Genomic DNA, 20,555 nt, shown 5'->3' with positions numbered 1-20,555 from the left:
ACTTCAAGGTAGGGGGCGGGCGGTTTTTAATAAAATATTATTAAGCTGGGAAGTGAGCATAAATATCGGATGCAAAGGGCCTCGGCAGGCGATGGCAAGGCGATGCTGGATCACCTCGAAGCGCTGGCGAGGACGCTCAGGATCGAGGAGTTGGTGCTGGATGCGAGGTTGAATGCGGCCACCCGTTACCGGCGGTGCGGGTAGGTGGGGCACGATGAGGCGATTCACCACTCGCCGTCGGGGTTGCAGTGGGCGTGTATCCCAAAAAAGCCGGCGATCTGTGTCTGTCGCGCAGCACTCCAAGTGGTTAGGGTCGGTTCACGTTAACTGACGACCGAGCCCACCATGGAACTCACTGCTGTCCCGTTTGGCATCACCGACTGGTCCACCCTCGAACCCGAGCTTCATCCAGGCATCACCGGCAGTGCCTGGTGGCGCACTGGCCACTTTGGCACCACCCGTGTACGCATGGTCGAATACACCCCCGGCTACCTGGCCGATCACTGGTGCTGGCGTGGGCATGTGCTGCTGTGCCTCGAAGGCGAGCTGCACACGGAACTGGAAGATGGCCGCCAATTCACGCTGACGGCCGGGATGAGTTATCAGGTGGGAAACAACATGGAAGGGCATCGCTCCTCGACGCGGGTTGGCGCCAAGCTGTTCATCGTGGATTGAACCGGCGCCAGCCCATCAATGCATCTTGCCAGGGGCCATGCCATCCAACCCACGGGCAGCGGCCTTGACCTCGACGGTCTGCCGCTCGCCCTTGGCGTTTTCCACGGTCAAGGTCAGCGGCACCTGGTCGCCTTCCTTGATCTGCCCGGTCAGGCCCATCAGCATCACGTGATAACCGTCCGGGTCGAGCTTGACCGGGGTGCCTGCGGGCAGGGTGATCGAGTCCACCGGGCCCATTCGCATCACATCGTCCTTCATGCTCATTTCATGGATCTGCACGTCCTTGGCCACCGGCGAGGCGACGCGCAGCAGTTTGCTGTCGCTGTCGGCCGTCACGGTCATGAACGCGCCACTGGATGGCTGGCCCGGCACCGTGGCGCGCACCCACGCGTCGCTGACCTGGACCTGGGCGCTGGCGTGCGCGGCGAGGCCCAGCAGGGACAGACCGATCAGGGTGCGCTTGAGGTGTTGAACGGCAGTCATTAGCAGACCTCCATGACGGTGAGCAGGTCTTCTGCACACTCTTTAGCGTTAAGGGATGCCGACAGGCCCAGGCGCAGGTTGCCGCGGGTGTCGAACACGAAACTGGTGGCGGTGTGGGACAGGGTGTAGGTGTCGCCGGCGGGGACCTTTTCATAAAAGATCCCGAATTCCTTGGCGGCCACGGCGATCTCTTCCGGGGTGCCGTACAGCGCTTCGAAGCTGGGGTCGAAGGCCTTGACGTAGCGGTCGAGGATCTCTGGCGTGTCGCGCTCGGGGTCGAGGGTGATAAAGATCACCTGCATGATCTCGCCGTCGCGGCCCATCAGTTTCTTGGCCTGGGCGGCGCGGGCGAGGGTGGTCGGGCACACGGCCGGGCACTGGGTGAAGCCGAAAAACACCACCGGCATCAGGCCACGGTACGAACTCAAGGTGACGGTTTCACCCTGGGTATTCTTGAGCTTGAAGGTGCGGCCCATGATCTTGTCGCTCAAGTCCTTGCCGTACTTGAAATTCAACTTGGGGCTGTTGTCACAACCGGCCAGCAGGCCCAGACCCAACAGGCCCATGCCGGTCAGGACCTTGCGGCGGGTGAATAACGTACTCATCAACTGTGCATCCTGTGAAGCGCCTGCCTTGCTCTGGATCTATACGCCAGGCGTTGAAAAGGAGTAAACGCGGAGGGCGCCAAGTCTACCAACCCTGGCCGATGCGCGTAATCTGCGACGTTCTGCCACAGGGGCGCGCCGCGCTTCATCCCTGCGGGGCTTCGATGGTAGAGTCGCCGCCATGAAACTGCGCCGCTCGGACCGTTCGCTGATCGCCTGGACCCTGTACTTCTGTGTCCTGCTGAACCTGTTCGTGTGCGGTTTGGGCCATGGCCAGATGCTCGGCCAGCAGCTCAATGGTGTCGGTGGCGCGTTCTGTTCGGTGGACAGCAACCAGGCGCCACTTTCCGACAAAGGGTTGGGTAGCCCGGCTTCCAGCGATATCTCGAACTACTTTGCCTGCCCGCTGTGCGCTGCCGCGAGCGTGGCCATCGTGTTCCTGATCGGCCTGGCCTGGCTGCTGGGCCTCGGCCAGACCCCACGACCGGCCCATGAACGGCGCAACAAGGCGCCGCCGCGTTATTCCTGGCCCTCGGCCAACCCCCGCGCATCCCCCGCATTCTGACGTGTGCCTTGGGCTTCCTGTGATCAGGAGGCGTTTTATCGTCACGACTGTGAGTGCGTTTTATGAAGCCTCTATTGCCTGCCGGCGCCAGCCGCCTGGTCAGCAAGGCGGCGCGCCGCCTGCACACGGAGCCGGCGCGACCGGAATACCCGAGCAATTCGCGTAGCTTCGTGCATCTGGATGCACGCCTGTTGCCCTATTGGCACACCTTGTTCGACATCTGCCCGGCGCTGCTCAAGCTCGACCCGCCCGAGGGCTTGAACCTGTTTCGCAGCTTCATGACCTGGGCCTACCACAACCAGCTGGCGCAGGACTGGACCTGGCACCTGAACATCGGTCGCTGGCTGCTGGGCTCGCCGTACCGCGCGCAGATCGACGATGAACCGATCGACGCGTTCATGGCCGCGGCGGCGGCGCGGTGGGTCGACACCGATGACAGCCAGGCCCAGGGTGTGGTCCTGGCCTGGCAGGGTTCGGAAGTCTTCGATTGGAAGGGCAGCGCGTTTGCGCTCGACGAACAGCCGCCGTTGCCGCCTCCCGCCTGGGACTTCGCCTGGTGCCCGTTGACCCGGCGTGGCGGTTTCAGCGCTTGGTTGCCGGTGCCGTGAAGTGCCCGCCGCCGGCACCCCGTGGAGGCTTGCACGCCCCGGCGAGGCTGGTGGGCTCCGGCGATTGTTACAAAAAGTGAAAAACTGAATGACGGTTTTAGCGACTATTTCCCGGCCGCCCAACGCTATACCGTGCGCGCACCCGTTAGATGCAGCACCACCCGACTGACAAAGAACAGGGTTGGGCTGTGACGGGTCGCCTCAATTACTTTCAGGAGCCTTCATGAACCACAAGACTTGCATGGCGCTCGCCGTCTCCCTGGGCGCCGCGCAGCAGGTGGCTGCGTCGGGTTTTATCGACGACAGCAAAGCCACCCTCGACCTGCGCAATTTCTACTACAACCAGGACACCCGTAACGCCAAAGCCCCTACGGATAAGGAGTGGGGCCAGGCGTTCATGTTCAACTACCAGTCCGGTTTCACCGAGGGACTGGTCGGTTTTGGTCTGGACCTGCAAGCCATGTATGGCCTACGCCTGGACGCCTCGGGGCGCGCGGGCAAGGCTGGTGAAGACAACACCCCCGGCAGTGTTTTCCCGTTGTCCGATGGCAAGGCCGCCAACGACTTCAGCAAGACCGGCGCCACCGGCAAGATGCGTATCTCCCAGACCCAGCTCAAAGCCGGCACGCTGATGCCCAAGCTGCCCGTGCTGACGACTGAAGACGGCCGGCTGTTGCCGCAGACGTTCCGTGGCTATCAAGTGGACTCCAAGGACCTGCAGGGCTTCAACCTGATCGCCGGTAAAATCGAGCAGGTACTGGACCGTAACTCCAGTAACGGCCAGGGCATGTCCATTGCCGGTGCGAATGATCCGGTCAAGGGCAAGTCCAGCAACCAGTTCTACTACGGTGGGGTGGATTACGCCGTCAGCAAGCAACTGCAACTGCAGTACTACTACGCCAACCTGGAGAATTTTTACCAGCAGCACTTCTTGGGCCTGATCCACAACTGGCAGTTGCCGGTGGGGCAGTTCAAGACTGACCTGCGCTATTTCTACAGCACTGCCGACGGCAAGAACGCCAGCGCCGCCGGGCGTGGCGAAGGCTATGTCAGCTCGGGGTATTACGGCGCGGGCGTCAACGCCGGCAAGGTCGACAACCGTCTGTGGAGTGCGCTGTTCACCTACGGCCTGTACGGGCATTCGCTGAGCCTCGGTTATCAGAAGACCACCGGTGAAAGTGACTTTCCGCATATCAACCAGGGGCAGGGCCGTTCGCTGTACCTGATCACCAACTCCCAGTCGCTGAAGTTCGTCAATGCCGGGGAACAGGCCACGGTAGGCAGCTACGCCTACGACTTCAGCAGCCTTGGCCTTCCGGGCCTGCGCTCGAGCGTGACCTACATCCGCGGCAGCCACATCCAGACGGCAGGTCGCGACAACAGCGAGTGGGAGCGCGACCTGCGTGTCGATTACGTGATCCCCTCGGGCACGTTCAAGGGCCTGGGCCTGACCTGGCGCGGAGCGGTGTGGCGCGGTAACGACACGGCCGACAAGGACGAGACGCGACTGATCGTCAGCTACAGCATCCCACTGCTGTAAGCCGCACTCTCGCAACGCTTGATCGGTATCAAGGCCTCGCGTTGCGCCAGGCCGCACACTGAAGTCCCAACGGCCGGTCCCCTTGAGAGGCCACCATGCTTTACCCCGTGTTTTTAGTGGCCCACCTGTTCGCCGCGCTGATCTTCATCGGCACGGTGTTTTTCGAGGTGCTGATCCTGGGGCACCTGCACCGGCAATTGCCGGCGCGGGTGATGGTGTTGGTGGAGCAGGGCGTCGGCCAGCGTGCCCGGGTATTGATGCCGTGGGTGTTGCTGGTGCTGTTCGGCGCGGGCCTGGGCATGGTCTGGCTGCGCTACCTGCCGGTGCTGGCTGCGCCGTCGGCGTCGGCTTTCGGCACCTTGCTGACCCTCAAGCTGATCCTGGCGGCCAGCGTGCTCCTGCATTTTCTGCTGACCATGGCGCGCATGCGCTGGGGCTCGGTGAGTGCGCGTTATGTCCGCTGGGTGCATCTGAGCCTGTTCGCGCACATGGTCGCCATTGTGCTGCTGGCCAAGGGCATGTTTTACCTGAACTGGTAGACGGGCGGGGCTGCGACCTTGATGCACATCAAGGCGTGTGACCCAAGCGCACCGGACAATGCACCACCGCCGCCCGAACCGGAGTCCGTCATGCGTACCCTTCTTCATCCCGCTCGCTTTCGTCACGATCAAGGCGTGTTGGACTTGGCTTGCCAAACGGACACCCGTCGCTTCCATGCCGGTGTCGGCTCCCTTGACCTGTTGCGCGCCTTGCGCAACAGCCGCCAGTGCCAGCGGCCCCTGGCATTGAACCTGCACTGGCCGGCGGGCGACGTTGGCGCTGAGTATTTGCACAGCCTCACCCAGGAAATCCAACTGATCGGCTGCCAACTCGGCGGTCGCCAGCCGGTCGATCACTTTCACCTGCGCGGCACCACACCGGCGTTCGCCCAGGTGCAGCAGTTGATGGCGCAGTTGCACGAGCGCTTCAATTTTCTCGACCACGACCGGGGTGACTACTGCGTCGACCTCGACCCCGGGCACACGGACTGGGCCACCATGGGCCTGCTGCGCGAACAAGGTTTCAACCATGCAAGCATCGGCGTGCCGGACGCCAACCGCGAGGGGCCGCTGTGCCAGGCGCGGTATCAGGACCCGGCGCCGATCGAATCGCTGGTGGATGCGGCCCGCACCTTCGGGTTTCGCTCGGTGAACATCGACCTCGGCTACGGCCATGCCTGGCAGACCCCGGCCAGTATCGAGCTGAAACTGGCCAGCCTGATCGCCCTGGAGCCGGATCGCTTGCAGGTATTCGATTACGCCCATGCGCCTGTGCGCTATCAATCCCAACAACCCCAGGCGTTCAGCAGCGAGGCGGATAAGAGCGCGATGCGCCGTATTTGCTTCCAGCTCCTGGCCGCGGCGGGCTATCACTACATCGGCCTGGGGCAGTTCGCCCGGGCCGACGACGACCTCAAGCAAGCCCAGGAACGCGGGCGCCTGAGCCGTAACTGCGAAGGCTTCACCCTGCACGGTTACTGCGACCACATCGGTTTCGGCGTGGGCGCCATCAGTCAGATCGACACGTTGTGCGCGCAGAACACGGCCGATGCCCGCGAGTACCGTGAGCAATTGGGCAATGGTCAGCTCGCCACATGCCGGGGCTGGTTCCGCGAAACCTCTGACCCGGTGCGCCTGCACGTGGCCGAGCGCCTGGCCTGTGACCTGGAGCTGGATGTGCAGGCGGTGGAACGGCGCTACGGCCTGGTGTTCGCACGCTATTTCGCCTACCTCTGGCCGTTGCTGGAAGCGCTGCACCGCGACGGTCTGATCGAGCTGTCCCCGACGTTCATCTGGTTGCTGCCCGCCGGCCTGCCGCAGGTGGACGGTATTTGCGCATTGTTTGAACGTGCCGTGCTCGCCACCCCGGTCAGCGCCAACGACGAGGTGATCGACACATGAGTGCTTTTGAATTCGACCGTGCCCTGGTCCACAAATACGACCGACCGGGGCCACGCTATACCTCGTACCCGACCGCGCCGCAGTTCAACAGCGCCTTTGCTCTGGATGACTATCACCAGGCGGTCCGCGCCAGCCATGAGGTGGCCGCGCCCAAGGCGTTGTCGGTGTACATCCACATCCCGTTTTGCCAGAGCCTTTGCTATTACTGCGGTTGCCACAAGATCATCACCCGCAAGACCCATCGGGCCGTGGAGTACCTGGCGTATCTCAAGCGTGAGATCCAGATGCAGGCGGCGCTGTTCGAGCGTTCCCGGCGCCTGACCCAGTTGCACCTGGGCGGCGGTACGCCGACCTATCTGGACGACGCGCAATTGGCCGAGCTGATGGCCTGCCTGGTCGAACACTTCACCCTGGATGACAGCGACGCCCATGAGTTCTCCATCGAGGTCGACCCGCGCACCATCAGCGTTGAGCGGATCAACACGTTGCGCGGCCTGGGCTTCAATCGCCTGAGCTTCGGCGTGCAGGACTTCGACCCCGACGTGCAGGCGGCGGTCAATCGCGTGCAAAGCGAAGCGCAGATCCTGCAACTGGTGGCCGCGGCGCGTGAGGCGCGCTTCAAGTCGGTGAGTGTCGACTTGATCTATGGCCTGCCGCTGCAAACCGTGGACAGCTTCGACGTGACCTTGAGCAAGCTGATCGCCCTGCGCCCTGATCGGGTGGCGGCTTACAGCTACGCGCACCTGCCGAGCCAGATCCGTGCCCAGCGCATGATCCGTCCCGAAGACATGCCGCCGCCGGCGCGCAAGCTGGAACTGCTGGAACTGACCATCCGCCGCCTGACCGAGGCCGGTTACGTCTACATCGGCATGGACCACTTCGCCTTGCCCGACGACGAGCTGGCGCTGGCCCGTGCCAACGGTACCTTGCAGCGCAACTTCCAGGGCTATTCGACCCATGCCGACTGCGACCTGATCGGCCTCGGCGTGTCGGCCATCGGCAAAGTCGGTGACAGCTACAGCCAGAGCGTCAAGGAACTGTCCCAGTACTACGCCCGACTCGACGCGGGGATGCTGCCGGTGCAGCGCGGCTATCGGCTCAACCCGGATGACGTACTGCGCCGCGAGGTGATCAATGGCCTGATGTGTGATGGTCGAGTCGACTTCCCACAGATCGAGGCCACCCATGGCGTGCGCTTCAACGACTATTTCGCCGAGGCACTGCTGCAATTGGACGAGCAGGTGGCGGACGGGTTATTGCTGATCCAGGCCGATGCGCTGCAACTGTTGCCCAAGGGCCAACTGATGGTGCGCAGCGTGGCGATGGCCTTTGACGCCTACCTGGGCGGCGCGCACAAAGGCCAGTTTTCCCGCACGGTTTAAGCGAAGAGGCCTGTATCCGCTGTGGGAGCTGTTGATCGCCATGTCCGCCCGCAGCGCGGTCCCACATTTGATCGTGGTTGTTTTTGAATACTGGGCTAGTCGGCAAAACTGCGATCGAAGAAATAAATCTTCCCAGGCTTCAAGTTCTCCATCGTCGCCTGGGGCCTGCCGCCTTCGCCTTGTTTCTTGCGCCCCGTTTCCCGCAAATACCCCTGCTCAGTCAGCTTCAGCAAACGCTGGCGAATGCTGGTCTTCAACACCGGCCGCGCGAGCACCAGTGAGAAGATCGCCGTCGCTTCCGGGGCGCTGAATTCCTGGCCCAGGAACATCAGCGGCAAGCTGCTGTACAGCGACTTGGACAGTAACCGCTCCTGCACGGCGGCCACGATGGTGTTGTGATCGAACGGCAACTTGATGCGGCCGTCGGCTACCGCATCCAGCGAAAACCAGCCTTGATGCTCGCCCAGCGTCACCTCATCCGCGATGATCGCCAGGTAGAAAGTGGACGACGACCAGCAACGCGGGTCGCGGAACGCGTCGCCCACCGTACCCACTTGCTCGCTCCACACCAGGTCGAGGCCGACTTTGTCACTTGCGCGCAGGCGCTCCACGGCATCCGTGAGGCTCAGGTCCTGCACGTCGCCATTCACCACCACACCCGGCAGGGCCCAATGCCCGGCGAAGGGTTCGGCCTCGCGCTTGTTCAGCAGCAGCTTCAGTTCTCCTGCCGCGCGGCAGTAGAACAACACGCACAGGTCGACGGTGTGGAGGTAGGCGCTAAGTGGCATGTGCAGTCCTTCTAAACAGCGGGGGGCACAGTCTAACGGATCGAACAAATATGTCATGTACTGACTAAAGCCTAGATAAACAAATCTTTCTTGCAATGAAAGTACATGACGTGTACTTTTGTTTTCAGGCCACAGGAGACCCGCCATGACCCTCTCGAAACATGCCATCGCTTCATTCGACGTCGACGCCCAGAAGAGCTTTACGCCGCTGTGCCCCAACGAATTGCCAGTGGCCGAAGGGGACCTCATCGGTGCCGAACTCAACTACATGGCCAGCCTCGCGGGCTACCGTGTCGGCAGCAAGGACGCCCACACTCCGCATGCGCCGTGGGTGGTCAAGCAACACAGCGAGATGCTGCAACCCACCGGCCTGGCTCACGCCGATGTCACCTGGGTCAGCCACTGCGTGCCGGGCACCGAGGGCTTCACCCTGCTCGACGAACTGCCCACCCCGTATGACTACGATTACTTCATCTGGAAAGGTGTCGAACCCGACCTGCACCCTTACGGCGCCTGCTACCACGACCTGCACGACAAGCTGTCCACGGGCGTGATCGAGTACCTCAAGGCCCAGGGCGTAAGCCGCGTGATTGTCGGCGGCCTGGCCCTCGACTACTGCGTCAAGACCACCGCGTTGCAACTGCTCAAGGCCGGCCTGGAAGTGGTGCTGCACCTGCCGGCGTGCCGCGGTATTACGCAGGAGGGCGGCGTACAGGCCGTCAACGAATTGCTCAAGGCCGGTGCCGGCATCAGCCGCACCCGCGAAGAACTGGCCGCGATGGCCACGCGTTAAGGAGATACGCCATGGAAAGTGCCTACGACTACGAAACCCCGGTGATCCAGGGTTTGCTCGACACCGACTACTACACCTTCACCATGATGCAGGCTGTGTTGCACCAGCATCCGAATGTCGACGTCGAGTACAACTTCATCGTCCGTTCCAAGGAAAAACTGGGCCACTTGATCCCGCAACTGCGCGATGAACTGGAAAAACTCGCCGGCCTGCAGATGCGCGAAGGCGAGCTGCGCTTTCTGTTCAACCCACGCTTTCGCGAATACCTCACGCCGGATTACGAGCGCTTCCTCGGCCTGTTCCGCTTCAACCTGCGCTATATCCACGTCAGCGAAGTCGACGGCCAACTGAACATCCGCGTCGTCGGCCCGATGTTGCACTGCATCATGTTCGAACAGCCGGTATTGGCGCTGGTCAGCGAGCTGCGCAACCGTGACAAATACCCCGATGTGAGCCTGGAGGACGTCACCCGCAAGCTCTACCAGAAATTCGACTGGCTGGAGAAAAACCTCAGCCGCGACGAACTTGCCGACCTGCGCGTCTCCGACTTTTCCACGCGCCGGCGCCTGTCGTTCAAGGCCCAGCGCGAAGTGGTGGACATCATGCGCCGCGACTTCCCCGGCCAGTTCGTCGGCACCAGCAACGCGCACCTGGCCTACGCGTTCGACCTGCCGCTGATCGGCACCATGGCCCACCAATGGTTGATGGTGCACCAGCAACTGGGCCGCCTGCGCGAAAGCCAGAACGCCGCCCTGGAAAACTGGGTACGTGAATACCGCGGCCGCCTGGGTATCGCCCTGACCGACTGCATCAGCACTGACTTCTTCCTGAAGGACTTCGACCTGTACTTCGCCAAGCTCTACGACGGCCTGCGCCAGGACTCCGGCGACCCTATCGTCTGGGCCGATAAAGTCCTGGCCCGCTACAAGCAACTGGGTATCGACCCGATGACCAAGGACCTGATGTTCTCTGACGGCCTGAACTTCGAGAAATGCCTGCCGATCCTGCGCCACGTGCGCGGCAAGGCCAAGTTCGGCTTCGGCATGGGCACCAGCCTGGCCTGCGATGTGGAAGGCGTCGAGCCGCTGAGCATCGTGATGAAGCTGGTGCGGGTACACGGTGAGCCGGTGGTGAAATTCTCGGATGACCCGATCAAGAATGTCTGCGAAGACGCTTCGTTTTTGCGGTACGCAACGCAAGTATTCAACGTCGGCAGCGTGGAGGTGTGACATGCAAACCCAGGACCGTATTGCCCTGGAACTGAATATCAACCGCTCGTTGGTCAAGGGGGGCGCGCCCCGGGAGATCCAACGGCGTATCGACTTCATCAAAACCACCCTGCGCCATTCCGGTTGCAAGGCTCTGGTGCTGGGCATCAGCGGCGGCGTCGATTCGCTGATGGCCGGGCGCCTCTGCCAACTGGCGGTAGAGCAACTGCGCAGCGAAGACTACGCCGCAGGCTTTATCGCCCTGCGCTTGCCCTACAAAACCCAGGCCGACGAAAGCGACGCCCAGGCCTCCCTGGCCTTCATCACCCCCGACCACATCGACACCCTCAACATCGCCGCCAGCGTCGACGGCCTGATGGCCTGCCTCACCGCCACCGAAGCCAGCGCCGCCCAGGTCGACTTCATCAAAGGCAACGTCAAGGCCCGCACCCGCATGATCGCGCAGTACGCGATGGCCAACCTGCACAACGGCCTGGTGGTCGGCACCGACCACGGCGCCGAAGCATTGATGGGGTTTTTCACCAAGTTCGGTGACGGCGCGTGCGACCTGGCGCCGTTGTCGGGCCTGACCAAGACCCAGGTGCGCCTGCTGGCTGATGCCCTCGGTGCCCCGGCGAATCTTGTGCACAAACAACCTACCGCCGACCTCGAAGAGCTGGCACCGGGCAAGCTGGATGAGCAGGCATATGGCTGCACTTATGAAGAGATCGACGCCTACCTGATGGGTGAGCCGGTGGGCGAACGGGTGCGAACGATTGTGGAGCAAGCCTATCTGAAGACCGCCCACAAACGCGCGCTACCCATCGCACCTCGGTAGGCGCCGAGCAGGCGAATGAAACGCTACCGCTCAATCGACCGACTCCACCGCGCATTCCACTCCGGCCGCGCCTGGTTCACCTGGTCCCAATCAATCGAAATCGCTGTCTGCAAATAACCCTGCATCGCCTCCACTCGGGCGCGGGTCTTGTCGCTGGTGGGCGTGGTCGGGTTTGACGGGATCTGATCACCTTCCTCCAGCGCCGGCGCCTGGGCTTCGGCGGTCAGCAGGAAGGCCGCGAGTTTCTGCGCCAGTTCCGGTTGGTCGTTGCGTGCGATCACGCATTCGGCCACGTTCAGCACCACGGCGCCTTCCTTGGGTTGCGCGTATTCCATCGGCACGCCGAGCAGTTTCTGGGTGGCGACCTGGGTCGGGGTGAGGGGGAAGATTGCCGCTTCGTCGGTTTGCACCATCTCGGAGATTTTCGCGGAGCTGGCGATGTACTCCAGCACGTTGGGGCCGACGGCTTTGGGCCAGGCCTTGAAGCCCGGTTCCACGTTGGTCTCTGAGCCACCCTGGAGGCGGTTGAACATCAGGAAACCGTGCAGGCCGAAGGTCGATGAGGCCAGGGACTGGAACACCACTTTGTCCTTGAAGCGCGGGTCGGCCAGGTCCATCCACGAGGTCGGCGCAGCCCAGCCTTTCTCTTTGAACAGCCTGGCGTTGTAGCCCAGGCCGGTGACGCCGAGGGTCACGGCCACGGCTTGGTCCTTGATTTTCGCCTTGGCCGGGATCTGCTCCAGGGTCGGGCTCGGCGCCAGTTTGTCGCACAGGCCCATGGAGATGGCGCGGTACATGATGCCGTCGTCGAGGAACATCACATGCATCTGCGGGTTGTCTTTGTTGGCCTGGACCTTGGCGAGGATGTCCGACGACGTGCCGGGCACGATCACCACCTTGACGTTATTGGCCTTTTCGAACGCGGGCAGCACCTTGTCGGCATACACTCGTTCCATGGTGCCGCCGTTCATGCCCAGGTACAGCGTCGGGGCGGCATGAGCGGTGGAGGCGAGCAGAGCGAGGGACAAGCAGGACAGCGCAATACGAGTATTCATGGATGTTTTTCCTCTCAGGCTTGGAAACGACGGATGGAAAACGCTTCGATGGGTTGCCGGCTGGCCCCTGTGCAGACGATCTCTGCCAGGGCTTCACCGACCGCCGGGCCCAGCTGGAACCCGGCGCCGGCAAAGCCGAAACCGTGGAGCAGGCCAGGCTGGGTGCTGCTGGGGCCGATCACCGGTTCATGATCGGGTAGGTAACCTTCGGTGCCGCTCCAGGTGCGAATCGCCTGGGCACCCTTGAGAAACGGGTACAGCTCGCCGGCATGGCGCAGAATCTCCAGCACCGCCGCTTGCCCGGGCCGCGCCTGCCGGGGGCCAAGCGCAAAACCGCGCCCGCCGCCGAGGATGCAATTGCCCCGGGCCACCTGGCGCGCATAAATCCCGCCGCCTTCGACGCCGGTGCTGACGTTCATCACCACGGGCAGCGGCTCGGTGACCAGCATGGCCGGGTGCGCAGAAGTCATGGGGACCGGCTCGCCGAATTGCGCGGCGACGGTCCCTGCCCAGGCGCCGGCGCAATTGAGCAGCCATGGCGCCTGCAGGTGCAGGCCGTTGGCGCAATCCACCTGGAACTGGCGGCTGTCATGTTCGATGCGGATCACCTCGGCCTGCTCGTAGACACACGCGCCAAGGCGTTGCGCGGCACGGGCGAAGGCGGGGGATACCAGGCGCGGGTTGGCATGGCCATCTTCGGGGCATAACGACGCACCCACTGCGATATCCCCGACCCACGGAAAACGTGCGCGCAGCTCGGCGTAATCGAGCAACTGCAAGCCCAGGCCAAAGCCCCGCGTGTGTTCGGCATACGCCTGCAACGCGGCAAAATCCCCATGACTGCGCGCCAGTTTCAAATGCCCGGAGCGCACGTATTCGCCGTCGATACCGATCAAGCCGGGCAGGTCGGCCCACAACTGATGGGCGCGCTGCGACAACGGCAGCTGATGCAACGGGCGTCCCTGGCGCCGCACGCCGCCATAGTTCACGCCACTGGAGTGCGAGCCGCAGAAGTCCCGGTCCACCAACGCCACACGCTGACCTTTGTGCGCCAGCATCAAGGCCGCCGACGCACCGACAATCCCGCCGCCGAGGACGATGACGTCGATCATGGCTGCACCTCCACGCCAAACGGCAGCGGCTTGATCGGGGCCTGGCCACGCAAACGCCCGACGTCTTCTATCCCGCGACCACTGCGCTCGGCGACGATTTCAGCCGCCGCCAGCCCGCACATGCGCCCCTGGCAGCGACCCATGCCCACCCGGCAATGGGCCTTGACCCGATTGATTTCCCAATGACCTTCATCCACCACGGTGCGGATATCGCCAACCCGGACTTCTTCACAGCGACACAGCATCAAGTCGTCCGGCGCCTGCGCGGCCCAGTCTGCCGGGAAGGGAAACGCAGTCTCCAGGCCCTGGCGAAAGCGCTGGATGCGCGCCAATTGCCGCTCAAGCAGGGCCGGGCGCTGATGATCGATCGCGACGCCTGCATCTTCCAGCACCGCCAACGCCGCCCGCTCACCGGCCATCTGCGCGGCATCGGCACCCATGATCCCGGCACCGTCGCCCGCCAGGTACACTCCGTCGACGCTGCTGCGCCCGGCACAGTCCCGTTGCGGCAACCACGCACGGTTCAAGGCATTCCAGGCAAATTCACAACCGAGCAGGTCTGCCAACTGCGTTTCGCTGCGCAGCGCATGGGCGAAGGCCACAGCGTCGCAGGCCAGGGTGTGCTTGCGCCAACGTATGCCGCTGACCCGTTGTTCGCCGTCGATCTGCTGCAGCGTCACGCCCTGATGCACGGGAACGCCATGGGCCGTGAGCCAGGCGCGGTAATACAAGCCCTTGGCCAAGGTCGCCGGTTGTCCGAGCAGCGCCGGCAAGGCGCGGCATTGGGCGCTGAACGGCGCGCTGTCGAGCACGGCGACCACATCGGCGCCGGCCTTGGCGTATTGATACGCCACCAGATACAGCAACGGCCCGCTGCCACAAAACGCCACGCGTTCGCCGATGGCGCAACCTTGGTACTTCAAGGCGATTTGCGCCGCACCCAGGCTGTAGACACCGGGCAAGGTCCAGCCCGGCACCGGCAGGATACGGTCGGTGGCGCCGGTGGCGACGATGATCCGCGAATACTCGACGCTGGCTGCGTGACCGTTGTTCAACAGGTCCAGGCGCCGATCCTCGGCATTCCACACCAGGGTTTCGGGCCGGTAGTCGATCAGCGGCGCCAGTTCATCCAGGGTGCGATGCACGGCCTCGGCCTTACCCGCCTCAAATCCGTATATTTGCCTGGCGGTGCGTTGGAAGCCTAGGGGTTGGCGGCGATAGATTTGCCCGCCGCCGCGCAGGCTTTCGTCCACCAGGCAAGGCGTTACGCCGTGGTCGAACAGGGTGCGCGCGGCACTGATTCCTGCCGGGCCTGCGCCCACGATCACCACCGGCTTCATAACTGGCGCCCCGGGTCGCGGCTGATCGCCTGGCCTTCTTCCAGCAGGGTCGAACAGGCGCGCACGCGTTGTCCGTCCGCCAGGCGCACCCAGCAGTCCTGGCAGGCGCCCATCAAGCAAAACCCGGCGCGGCGTTCGGCACTGAAATCGCTGCCGCGCAGGTGCTCGGCGCAGGTCAGTACCGCCGTCAGCAGGGTGTCGCCGAGCAAGCCTGTGGCCGGTTGCCCGTCGAGGGTAAACGCCAGGGCAGGGCGTGCGGTTTCGGTCAATCGTTTGAACAAGGCCATCAGTGTTTTCCCACCAGCACGCGATCCAGGCCGTAGACCCGGTCGAGCACAATCATGGCCGCCGCCGTGAGGGCAATCACCAGCGCCGACACTGCCGCCATCATCGGGTCGATGGATTCGGTGGCGTACACGTACATACGCACCGGCAAGGTTTGCGTGGCCGGCGAGCTGACGAAGATCGATAAGGTCACTTCGTCGAAACTGTTGATGAAAGCCAGCAACCAGCCGCCGGCCACGCCGGGCAGGATCATCGGCAACGTCACCAGGCGAAACAGCGTGAAGCGTCCGGCACCGAGCGATTCGGCCGCCTGCTCGGCACTGCGATCGATCCCGATCGCTGCTGCCAATACCAGGCGCAGCACATAGGGCGTGATGATCACCACGTGCGCCAGCATCAGCCAGGTGAAGCTGCCGTTGACGCCCATCAAGGCGAACAACCGCAGCATCGCCACCCCCAACACCAGGTGCGGGATGATGATCGGCGACAGGAACAACGCACTGAAGAAGTTACGTCCCGGGAACTGATACCGGCTGATTGCAAGCGCCGCCGGCACTGCAATCAGCGTCGCCAGGGTTGCAGCGGTAAATGCCAGGATCAGGCTGTTGTAGAACGCCTGGATAAAGTCAGCACGCTCGAACACCGCGCGAAACCAGCGCAGGGAGAAGCCCGACGTGGGCAGGCTCAAGGTATTTTCCGGGGTGAAGGCCACCAGGCACACCACCACCAGCGGCGCCATCATGAACATCACCACCAGGCCGTGGAAACCAAGGGCCAAAGGACCGTTTCTGGACATGCGCTTAAACCCCCAGGGACTTTTTGTAGCGGCCTTCGACCATGCGGTTCCAGCTCAGCATGATCAGCAGATTGACCAACAGCAGGACCACCGCGATGGTCGCGCCCATGGGCCAGTTGAGTTCCGAGAGGTACTGGTCGTACACCACGGTGGCGACCATTTTCAGGCGCCGCCCACCAAGCAGGCCGGGGATCGCAAAGGAGCTGGCGGCCAGGCCGAACACGATCAGGGTGCCGGACAGCACGCCCGGCATTACCTGGGGCAGCACGATCTTGCGCATCACCGTGGCCTGGCTCGCGCCCAGCGACAAAGCCGCCTGTTCGGCCGAGGGGTCGAGCTTTTGCAGGGAGGTCCACACTGGAATGATCATGAACGGCAGCATCACGTGTACCAGCGCAATGATCACCGCGAACGGCGTGTACAACAGCTTCACCGGGCGCCCGCCCAGTGCCTGGATCACCTGGTTGACCAGCCCGTCGGCGCCGAGCAGCAGGCTCCAGCCGAACGCTCGCACCACCACCGAAATCAACAACGGCGTGAGGATCAGGATCAGGAAGATCGAGCGCCACGGCGTACCCATGCGGCTGAGGATGTAGGCTTCGGGCACGCCAATCACCACGCAGAGCAGCGTCACTAGCGCGCTGATCCAGAAGGTGCGCCAGAAGATTTCGTAGAAGTACGCGTCGCTGAACAACGCCAGGTAATGAGCCAAGGTCCACTCATCGGCCTTCACCCCCACTTGGTAGTCGAACACGTTGAACGACAGCACCAGGGTCAGGCCCAGCGGCAGAATCAGCAGCCCGGCGAACAGCAGCAACGCCGGCAGCGAGAGTAGATAGCCGCGACTCATGGGTGCACCTCATCCGCCGTCAGCACCCGCAGCAACTCGGCTTGCCAGTCCAGGCCGACTGCCGCGCCGCAACCCAGCGGCGCGCTGCCGTCGTTGCTGCGCACCACGGTGATTTCGCCCAGCGCGGTATGGATTCGGTACAGCCACTGGCTGCCGAAGAAGTAGCGGTCGAGCACCTGGCCTTGCAGGCGACCTTCGCTTGCGCCCACCAGCTGGATTTTTTCCGGGCGCAGGCTCAAGACCAGTTCGCCGTCACCCGCGGCGTGGCGCACTTGCGGGATGCCGCGTGCGTCGTAATCGCCGGCCAGCAGGTTAGCCTTGCCGACGAAGTCCGAGATAAAGCGCGTCCGCGGGTGTTCATACAGCTTGTAGGGCACGTCGATCTGCGTCACGCGCCCGGCCTGCATCACCACCACACGGTCGCTGATGGACAGCGCCTCGGCCTGGTCATGAGTGACCATCAGGGTGGTGATGCCCACCGCGTGCTGGATGCGGCGGATTTCAAACTGCATCTCTTCGCGCAGGTTCGCGTCGAGGTTGGACAGCGGCTCATCCAGCAACAATACCGGCGGCTCAATCACCAGCGCGCGCGCCAGGGCCACGCGTTGGCGCTGGCCGCCGGACAACTCCCGGGGGTAACGGTCGGCGTGGGGGGCCAGGCGCACCAGCTCCAGCACGGTCTTGACCTTGGCGGCGATCTCGGCGGCCGGCACTTTGCGCATCTTCAGGCCGAAGGCGATGTTGTCGCGCACGGTCATGTGCGGGAACAGCGCATAGCTTTGGAACACCACGCCCAGGCCACGGCTGGCGGGCTTGGCGTGGGTGATGTCGCGACCGTCGAGCAGGATCTGCCCAGCGCTCACGTCGACGAAGCCGGCGATCATTTGCAGGGTGGTGGTCTTGCCGCAGCCCGAGGGGCCGAGCAGGGAAACGAACTCGCCTTTTTCCACCGCAAGGTCAGTGGCGACCACCGCGTCGACGGCGCCGTAGCGTTTGCTCAAGGCGTTGAGTTGGAGAAATGCCATGTCTGCGTTCCACCTTTTTTGAGTCGCGTCGAAACGCGCTTTTTTGTTTTGGGCAGATGCGAAAAGGGTGTTGCGGGTGCGTTGGCGCTCGATCTTGAGTCGGCTGCCGGTTGTTGTTCATTTCGCCCCTGTGGACGCAGATTAGGACGAAGACTAGGATGGGCGAAAGATGGAATTTCACTGAATGGAGTGTTTTTTTCAGTTTTATTCACTGAAAAGAATTATTGATGAGATAACACGCTATGAATTCTACTGAGCGGAATGAAAATACCAAGGAAGTGGGTGCGGGCGGCGTGTCTCGCTTGTTCGCATTGCTGCGTACCTTGGGCGGCGTGCCCGACGGCGGCGAACGCGTGACCCAGCTCGCACAACAGGTCGGCCTGTCCCAACCCACCACCCACCGCCTGCTGCGCAGCCTGATGGATGAAGGTATGGTCGAGCAGGACGCGCGCAGCAAACGCTATCGCCTGAGCCTGGAGTTCTTCGCTCTGGCGGCGAACGCGGGCAAGACCGGCAACCTGCGCGACCTGGTAAGGCCGAGCATGCTGCGCCTCAGTGCGTCCCTGGGGGATTCATTGTTTTTGCTGGCGCGCAGCGGCTTTGATGCGATCTGCCTGGACCGCAGCGAAGGCCCGTACCCGATTCGTACTTTCACGGGTGATATCGGCGGGCGCGTGGCATTGGGCGTGGGGCAGGGCAGCCTGGCGATCCTGGCCTTTTTGCCGGAGGAAGAGCGCGAGACGGTGATCCGCTACAACTTGCCAAGGCTCAAGGATTTTCACCTGTATGACGAGGTGCTGTTGCGTTCGGAAGTGGAGAACGTGCGCAATCTGGGTTATGCGGCGCGCAATACCGGTGTGCTGGAAGGCATGGCGGGATTGGCGGTGCCGATCCTGAACCGGGACGGCCATGCGGTGGCAGCATTGAGCGTGGCGACCATCAGCGACCGATTGGGGCCGAGTCGCCTGCCGATGGTGGTGGAGTTGCTCAAGCGCGAAGCGGCGGCGATCGGGCCCAGGATCAATCCGTTTGATCCGACGCTGCGCCGGCCCTCACAGACCTTTGGTGGGTAGGTCATCCAGATTGCGCGCCAGCTCCAGAGCGTAGCGTCCAAGCCCCTTGACGCACATCCGTTTTCGGCAGCAAGAATCGGAGTGCGGGTACATTTCGAACTCCTTTACGGTGAGACTCCAGACTTAGAGGCGTCCACCATGGCTTCCGTATAGTTGGCCTTTTCCCCTTAACTACTGCAACAACTTTTTTACGGCGGCGGGCTTATTTGTTTAGCGGTGTGGTTCGTTCTCAGCAAGAGCCAACCGAAGCAAGAACCCGCACCTGCCTCGGATTGATCCAGCCACTCAACTGCCCTCAACGATTTCTCATCTGATGGGCGGGTGACCACGTAAGTGAATACCGTGTCTTGGTTTTGCGCCGTCCGCTGGATGACTTGGCCGGGCGGACGCACTTCTTGAATTTGACTTATGTACCGGGCTCTTTATTGTCTAAAAAACGATGCCTTTTCATCCGGTACATTTCATTATCCGAGTAGGTGAGCAATGTGTCGGCATCCTTGCCGTCCTCGGGATAATAGGCAACGCCGATACTGCACGACGGCATCTTGAGTGCGCCGAATTCAGGCGGTAGTGGCGCAGCCATGACGTCGTGAATCTGTTCTAACTTTTTGGAAATGGCGTCTCTCGACTGGATATCGGTCAACAGCACCGTAAATTCATCGCCGCCCATCCGGGCCACGGTATCCGTCTCACGTATGCAGCTTTCTAGACGTCGGGCAATCATGCAAAGAATACGATCCCCCGCGGCGTGGCCATGGACGTCATTGATACTCTTGAAGTCATTGATATCCAGAAACAGCAAAGCCAACTGACTATTGTGACGGTGCGCGACGTGCAGGGCAGATTTCAGTCGATCACTGAAAATCGAGCGGTTGGTTAGTTTTGTCAGCGGATCATGATGCGCGAGGAAACGTAACTCCTCCTCGGCCTGAGTCAAAGCCGTCACGTTGCGTGCGACTCCAATCCTTGCACCAACCTCTTCCGACCAGAATGCCGCCCACAGGATGTACACGACGCCTCCATCCTTACGGATGTAACGGTTGCGGAAATCGAAGTGGAATTGACCATTCATGACGCGGGCAATCGAGTCCCGTGTGCTAGCCAGGTCTTCAGGATGCATATAGCGGGTGATAGGGGTGCCGTTCAGCTCGTCAGGACGGTAACCCAGCAGGGCCTCACAGGCATCACTCACAAAAACAATGTGGTCGTCTCTATCAACCACAAACACTGTATCCAACATCAGATGGATCAGTTTGGGGTAGAGCGCTTGTAGGTCAACGGCCATAAGTCATGGGGCATATCCGATTCATAGAGCGCGATCATAGCCTGATCGATAAGGCCTGCGGCGAGTAATCTTACCGGCAAGTATGGGAGCACGTATGCCAGGCGAATACGACCTCATGCCACTCTTGCTTGGTGCGATGGTGTCTGCCTAAACGCGGAAGCTGTTTGCCCTGGATTTATCCGCCTTGATGCGAGCCAAGCCCAGTCAGCAGACGATTGACCGCCGCGCTTGATTCTTCCATTTCGCTTGCGGCGCGCAGTACAGCGCTCCAGTCATTTTCAATGATTGCCCTCATAAAAAGTATGGAAA

The 20,555-nt window shown here is 62.3% G+C and carries 22 protein-coding genes and 1 pseudogene; 12 read left to right on the top strand and 11 right to left on the bottom strand.

Annotated elements, in window-relative coordinates; all coding sequences use genetic code 11:
* Nucleotides 1-87 precede the first annotated feature (87 nt).
* Both TU80_RS33430 and TU80_RS14945 read left to right on the top strand, forming a co-directional pair.
* Nucleotides 88-327 (top strand): annotated as a pseudogene (locus tag TU80_RS33430) (GNAT family N-acetyltransferase); the annotation flags it as partial.
* 18 nt (nucleotides 328-345) lie between these two features.
* Nucleotides 346-675: a DHCW motif cupin fold protein gene (locus TU80_RS14945; RefSeq protein WP_046383791.1), complete on the top strand. Its 330-nt coding sequence runs from the start codon at nucleotides 346-348 to the stop codon at nucleotides 673-675.
* Between the two features lie 15 nt (nucleotides 676-690).
* Here TU80_RS14945 and TU80_RS14940 read toward each other — a convergent pair whose 3' ends face one another.
* A complete protein-coding gene (locus TU80_RS14940) occupies nucleotides 691-1,158 on the bottom strand; it encodes a copper chaperone PCu(A)C (RefSeq protein WP_046383790.1) in 468 nt (155 codons plus the stop codon).
* Nucleotides 1,158-1,763 (bottom strand): SCO family protein, encoded by a 606-nt coding sequence (locus tag TU80_RS14935; RefSeq protein WP_046383789.1) that lies wholly within the window; start codon nucleotides 1,761-1,763, stop codon nucleotides 1,158-1,160. Before TU80_RS14935 ends, TU80_RS14940 begins: the two co-directional genes overlap by 1 nt.
* Before the next feature lie 181 nt (nucleotides 1,764-1,944).
* On the opposite strand from TU80_RS14935, the gene TU80_RS14930 reads away from it, so the two are divergent.
* The 6 genes from TU80_RS14930 to hemN all read left to right on the top strand — a co-directional run bounded on the left by TU80_RS14930 (nucleotide 1,945) and on the right by hemN (nucleotide 7,798).
* Entirely contained in the window at nucleotides 1,945-2,328 is a 384-nt protein-coding gene (locus TU80_RS14930; RefSeq protein ID WP_057004801.1) for a DUF2946 domain-containing protein, read from the top strand.
* Between the two features lie 62 nt (nucleotides 2,329-2,390).
* On the top strand, nucleotides 2,391-2,936 hold the full coding sequence (locus TU80_RS14925) for a putative natural product biosynthesis protein (protein ID WP_057004800.1): 546 nt from the start codon (nucleotides 2,391-2,393) through the stop codon (nucleotides 2,934-2,936).
* 223 nt (nucleotides 2,937-3,159) lie between these two features.
* Nucleotides 3,160-4,476: an OprD family porin gene (locus TU80_RS14920; protein WP_057004799.1), complete on the top strand. Its 1,317-nt coding sequence runs from the start codon at nucleotides 3,160-3,162 to the stop codon at nucleotides 4,474-4,476.
* Between the two features lie 95 nt (nucleotides 4,477-4,571).
* Nucleotides 4,572-5,015, top strand: coding sequence for a CopD family copper resistance protein (locus TU80_RS14915; RefSeq protein WP_046383785.1), 444 nt, complete (start codon nucleotides 4,572-4,574; stop codon nucleotides 5,013-5,015).
* Nucleotides 5,016-5,105: 90 nt separating this feature from the next.
* Nucleotides 5,106-6,416, top strand: coding sequence for an oxygen-independent coproporphyrinogen III oxidase (locus tag TU80_RS14910; RefSeq protein ID WP_046488404.1), 1,311 nt, complete (start codon nucleotides 5,106-5,108; stop codon nucleotides 6,414-6,416).
* Nucleotides 6,413-7,798 (top strand): oxygen-independent coproporphyrinogen III oxidase, encoded by a 1,386-nt coding sequence (gene hemN, locus TU80_RS14905; protein WP_057004798.1) that lies wholly within the window; start codon nucleotides 6,413-6,415, stop codon nucleotides 7,796-7,798. The genes TU80_RS14910 and hemN overlap by 4 nt, the downstream gene beginning before the upstream one ends.
* A gap of 95 nt (nucleotides 7,799-7,893) precedes the next feature.
* Here the strand turns inward: hemN and TU80_RS14900 are convergent, their stop codons facing one another.
* A complete protein-coding gene (locus tag TU80_RS14900) occupies nucleotides 7,894-8,586 on the bottom strand; it encodes an NUDIX hydrolase (protein WP_057004797.1) in 693 nt (230 codons plus the stop codon).
* 145 nt (nucleotides 8,587-8,731) lie between these two features.
* Here TU80_RS14900 and TU80_RS14895 point away from each other — a divergent pair, with 145 nt between their 5' ends.
* From TU80_RS14895 to nadE, 3 genes are read left to right on the top strand one after another with little or no spacing between them, the layout of a single operon-like run.
* Nucleotides 8,732-9,379 (top strand): nicotinamidase, encoded by a 648-nt coding sequence (locus TU80_RS14895; protein WP_046488398.1) that lies wholly within the window; start codon nucleotides 8,732-8,734, stop codon nucleotides 9,377-9,379.
* A gap of 11 nt (nucleotides 9,380-9,390) precedes the next feature.
* Nucleotides 9,391-10,608, top strand: a complete 1,218-nt coding sequence (gene pncB / locus TU80_RS14890) for a nicotinate phosphoribosyltransferase (protein ID WP_057004796.1) — start codon at nucleotides 9,391-9,393, stop codon at nucleotides 10,606-10,608.
* Nucleotide 10,609: 1 nt separating this feature from the next.
* A complete protein-coding gene (nadE, locus tag TU80_RS14885) occupies nucleotides 10,610-11,425 on the top strand; it encodes an NAD(+) synthase (protein WP_057004795.1) in 816 nt (271 codons plus the stop codon).
* Nucleotides 11,426-11,448: 23 nt separating this feature from the next.
* Here the strand turns inward: nadE and TU80_RS14880 are convergent, their stop codons facing one another.
* From TU80_RS14880 to TU80_RS14850, 7 genes are read right to left on the bottom strand one after another with little or no spacing between them, the layout of a single operon-like run.
* The gene (locus TU80_RS14880; RefSeq protein ID WP_057004794.1) at nucleotides 11,449-12,480 is read right to left on the bottom strand and encodes an ABC transporter substrate-binding protein; all 1,032 of its coding nucleotides are present in this window, start codon (nucleotides 12,478-12,480) and stop codon (nucleotides 11,449-11,451) included.
* A gap of 14 nt (nucleotides 12,481-12,494) precedes the next feature.
* The gene (locus TU80_RS14875) at nucleotides 12,495-13,592 is read right to left on the bottom strand and encodes an NAD(P)/FAD-dependent oxidoreductase (protein WP_057004793.1); all 1,098 of its coding nucleotides are present in this window, start codon (nucleotides 13,590-13,592) and stop codon (nucleotides 12,495-12,497) included.
* Nucleotides 13,589-14,932, bottom strand: a complete 1,344-nt coding sequence (locus tag TU80_RS14870; protein WP_057004792.1) for an FAD/NAD(P)-dependent oxidoreductase — start codon at nucleotides 14,930-14,932, stop codon at nucleotides 13,589-13,591. Before TU80_RS14870 ends, TU80_RS14875 begins: the two co-directional genes overlap by 4 nt.
* Nucleotides 14,929-15,219 (bottom strand): (2Fe-2S)-binding protein, encoded by a 291-nt coding sequence (locus TU80_RS14865; protein ID WP_046383765.1) that lies wholly within the window; start codon nucleotides 15,217-15,219, stop codon nucleotides 14,929-14,931. The genes TU80_RS14870 and TU80_RS14865 overlap by 4 nt, the downstream gene beginning before the upstream one ends.
* Complete coding sequence (locus tag TU80_RS14860; RefSeq protein ID WP_057004791.1) at nucleotides 15,219-16,013, bottom strand: ABC transporter permease; 795 nt, start codon at nucleotides 16,011-16,013, stop codon at nucleotides 15,219-15,221. The genes TU80_RS14865 and TU80_RS14860 overlap by 1 nt, the downstream gene beginning before the upstream one ends.
* 4 nt (nucleotides 16,014-16,017) lie before the next feature.
* A complete protein-coding gene (locus TU80_RS14855) occupies nucleotides 16,018-16,863 on the bottom strand; it encodes an ABC transporter permease (protein ID WP_046383763.1) in 846 nt (281 codons plus the stop codon).
* On the bottom strand, nucleotides 16,860-17,888 hold the full coding sequence (locus TU80_RS14850) for an ABC transporter ATP-binding protein (RefSeq protein WP_057004790.1): 1,029 nt from the start codon (nucleotides 17,886-17,888) through the stop codon (nucleotides 16,860-16,862). The genes TU80_RS14855 and TU80_RS14850 overlap by 4 nt, the downstream gene beginning before the upstream one ends.
* Before the next feature lie 242 nt (nucleotides 17,889-18,130).
* Here TU80_RS14850 and TU80_RS14845 point away from each other — a divergent pair, with 242 nt between their 5' ends.
* On the top strand, nucleotides 18,131-18,961 hold the full coding sequence (locus TU80_RS14845) for an IclR family transcriptional regulator (protein ID WP_046383761.1): 831 nt from the start codon (nucleotides 18,131-18,133) through the stop codon (nucleotides 18,959-18,961).
* Between the two features lie 406 nt (nucleotides 18,962-19,367).
* On the opposite strand, the gene TU80_RS14840 is transcribed toward TU80_RS14845, so the two are convergent.
* On the bottom strand, nucleotides 19,368-20,246 hold the full coding sequence (locus TU80_RS14840) for a GGDEF domain-containing protein (RefSeq protein ID WP_057004789.1): 879 nt from the start codon (nucleotides 20,244-20,246) through the stop codon (nucleotides 19,368-19,370).
* Nucleotides 20,247-20,555 lie beyond the last annotated feature (309 nt).

The organism is Pseudomonas veronii (genome assembly GCF_001439695.1).
GTDB lineage: Bacteria > Pseudomonadota > Gammaproteobacteria > Pseudomonadales > Pseudomonadaceae > Aquipseudomonas > Aquipseudomonas veronii.
The sequence above is the reverse complement of the archived record's forward strand: the minus strand, read 5'-3'. Positions and strand labels throughout refer to the sequence as shown.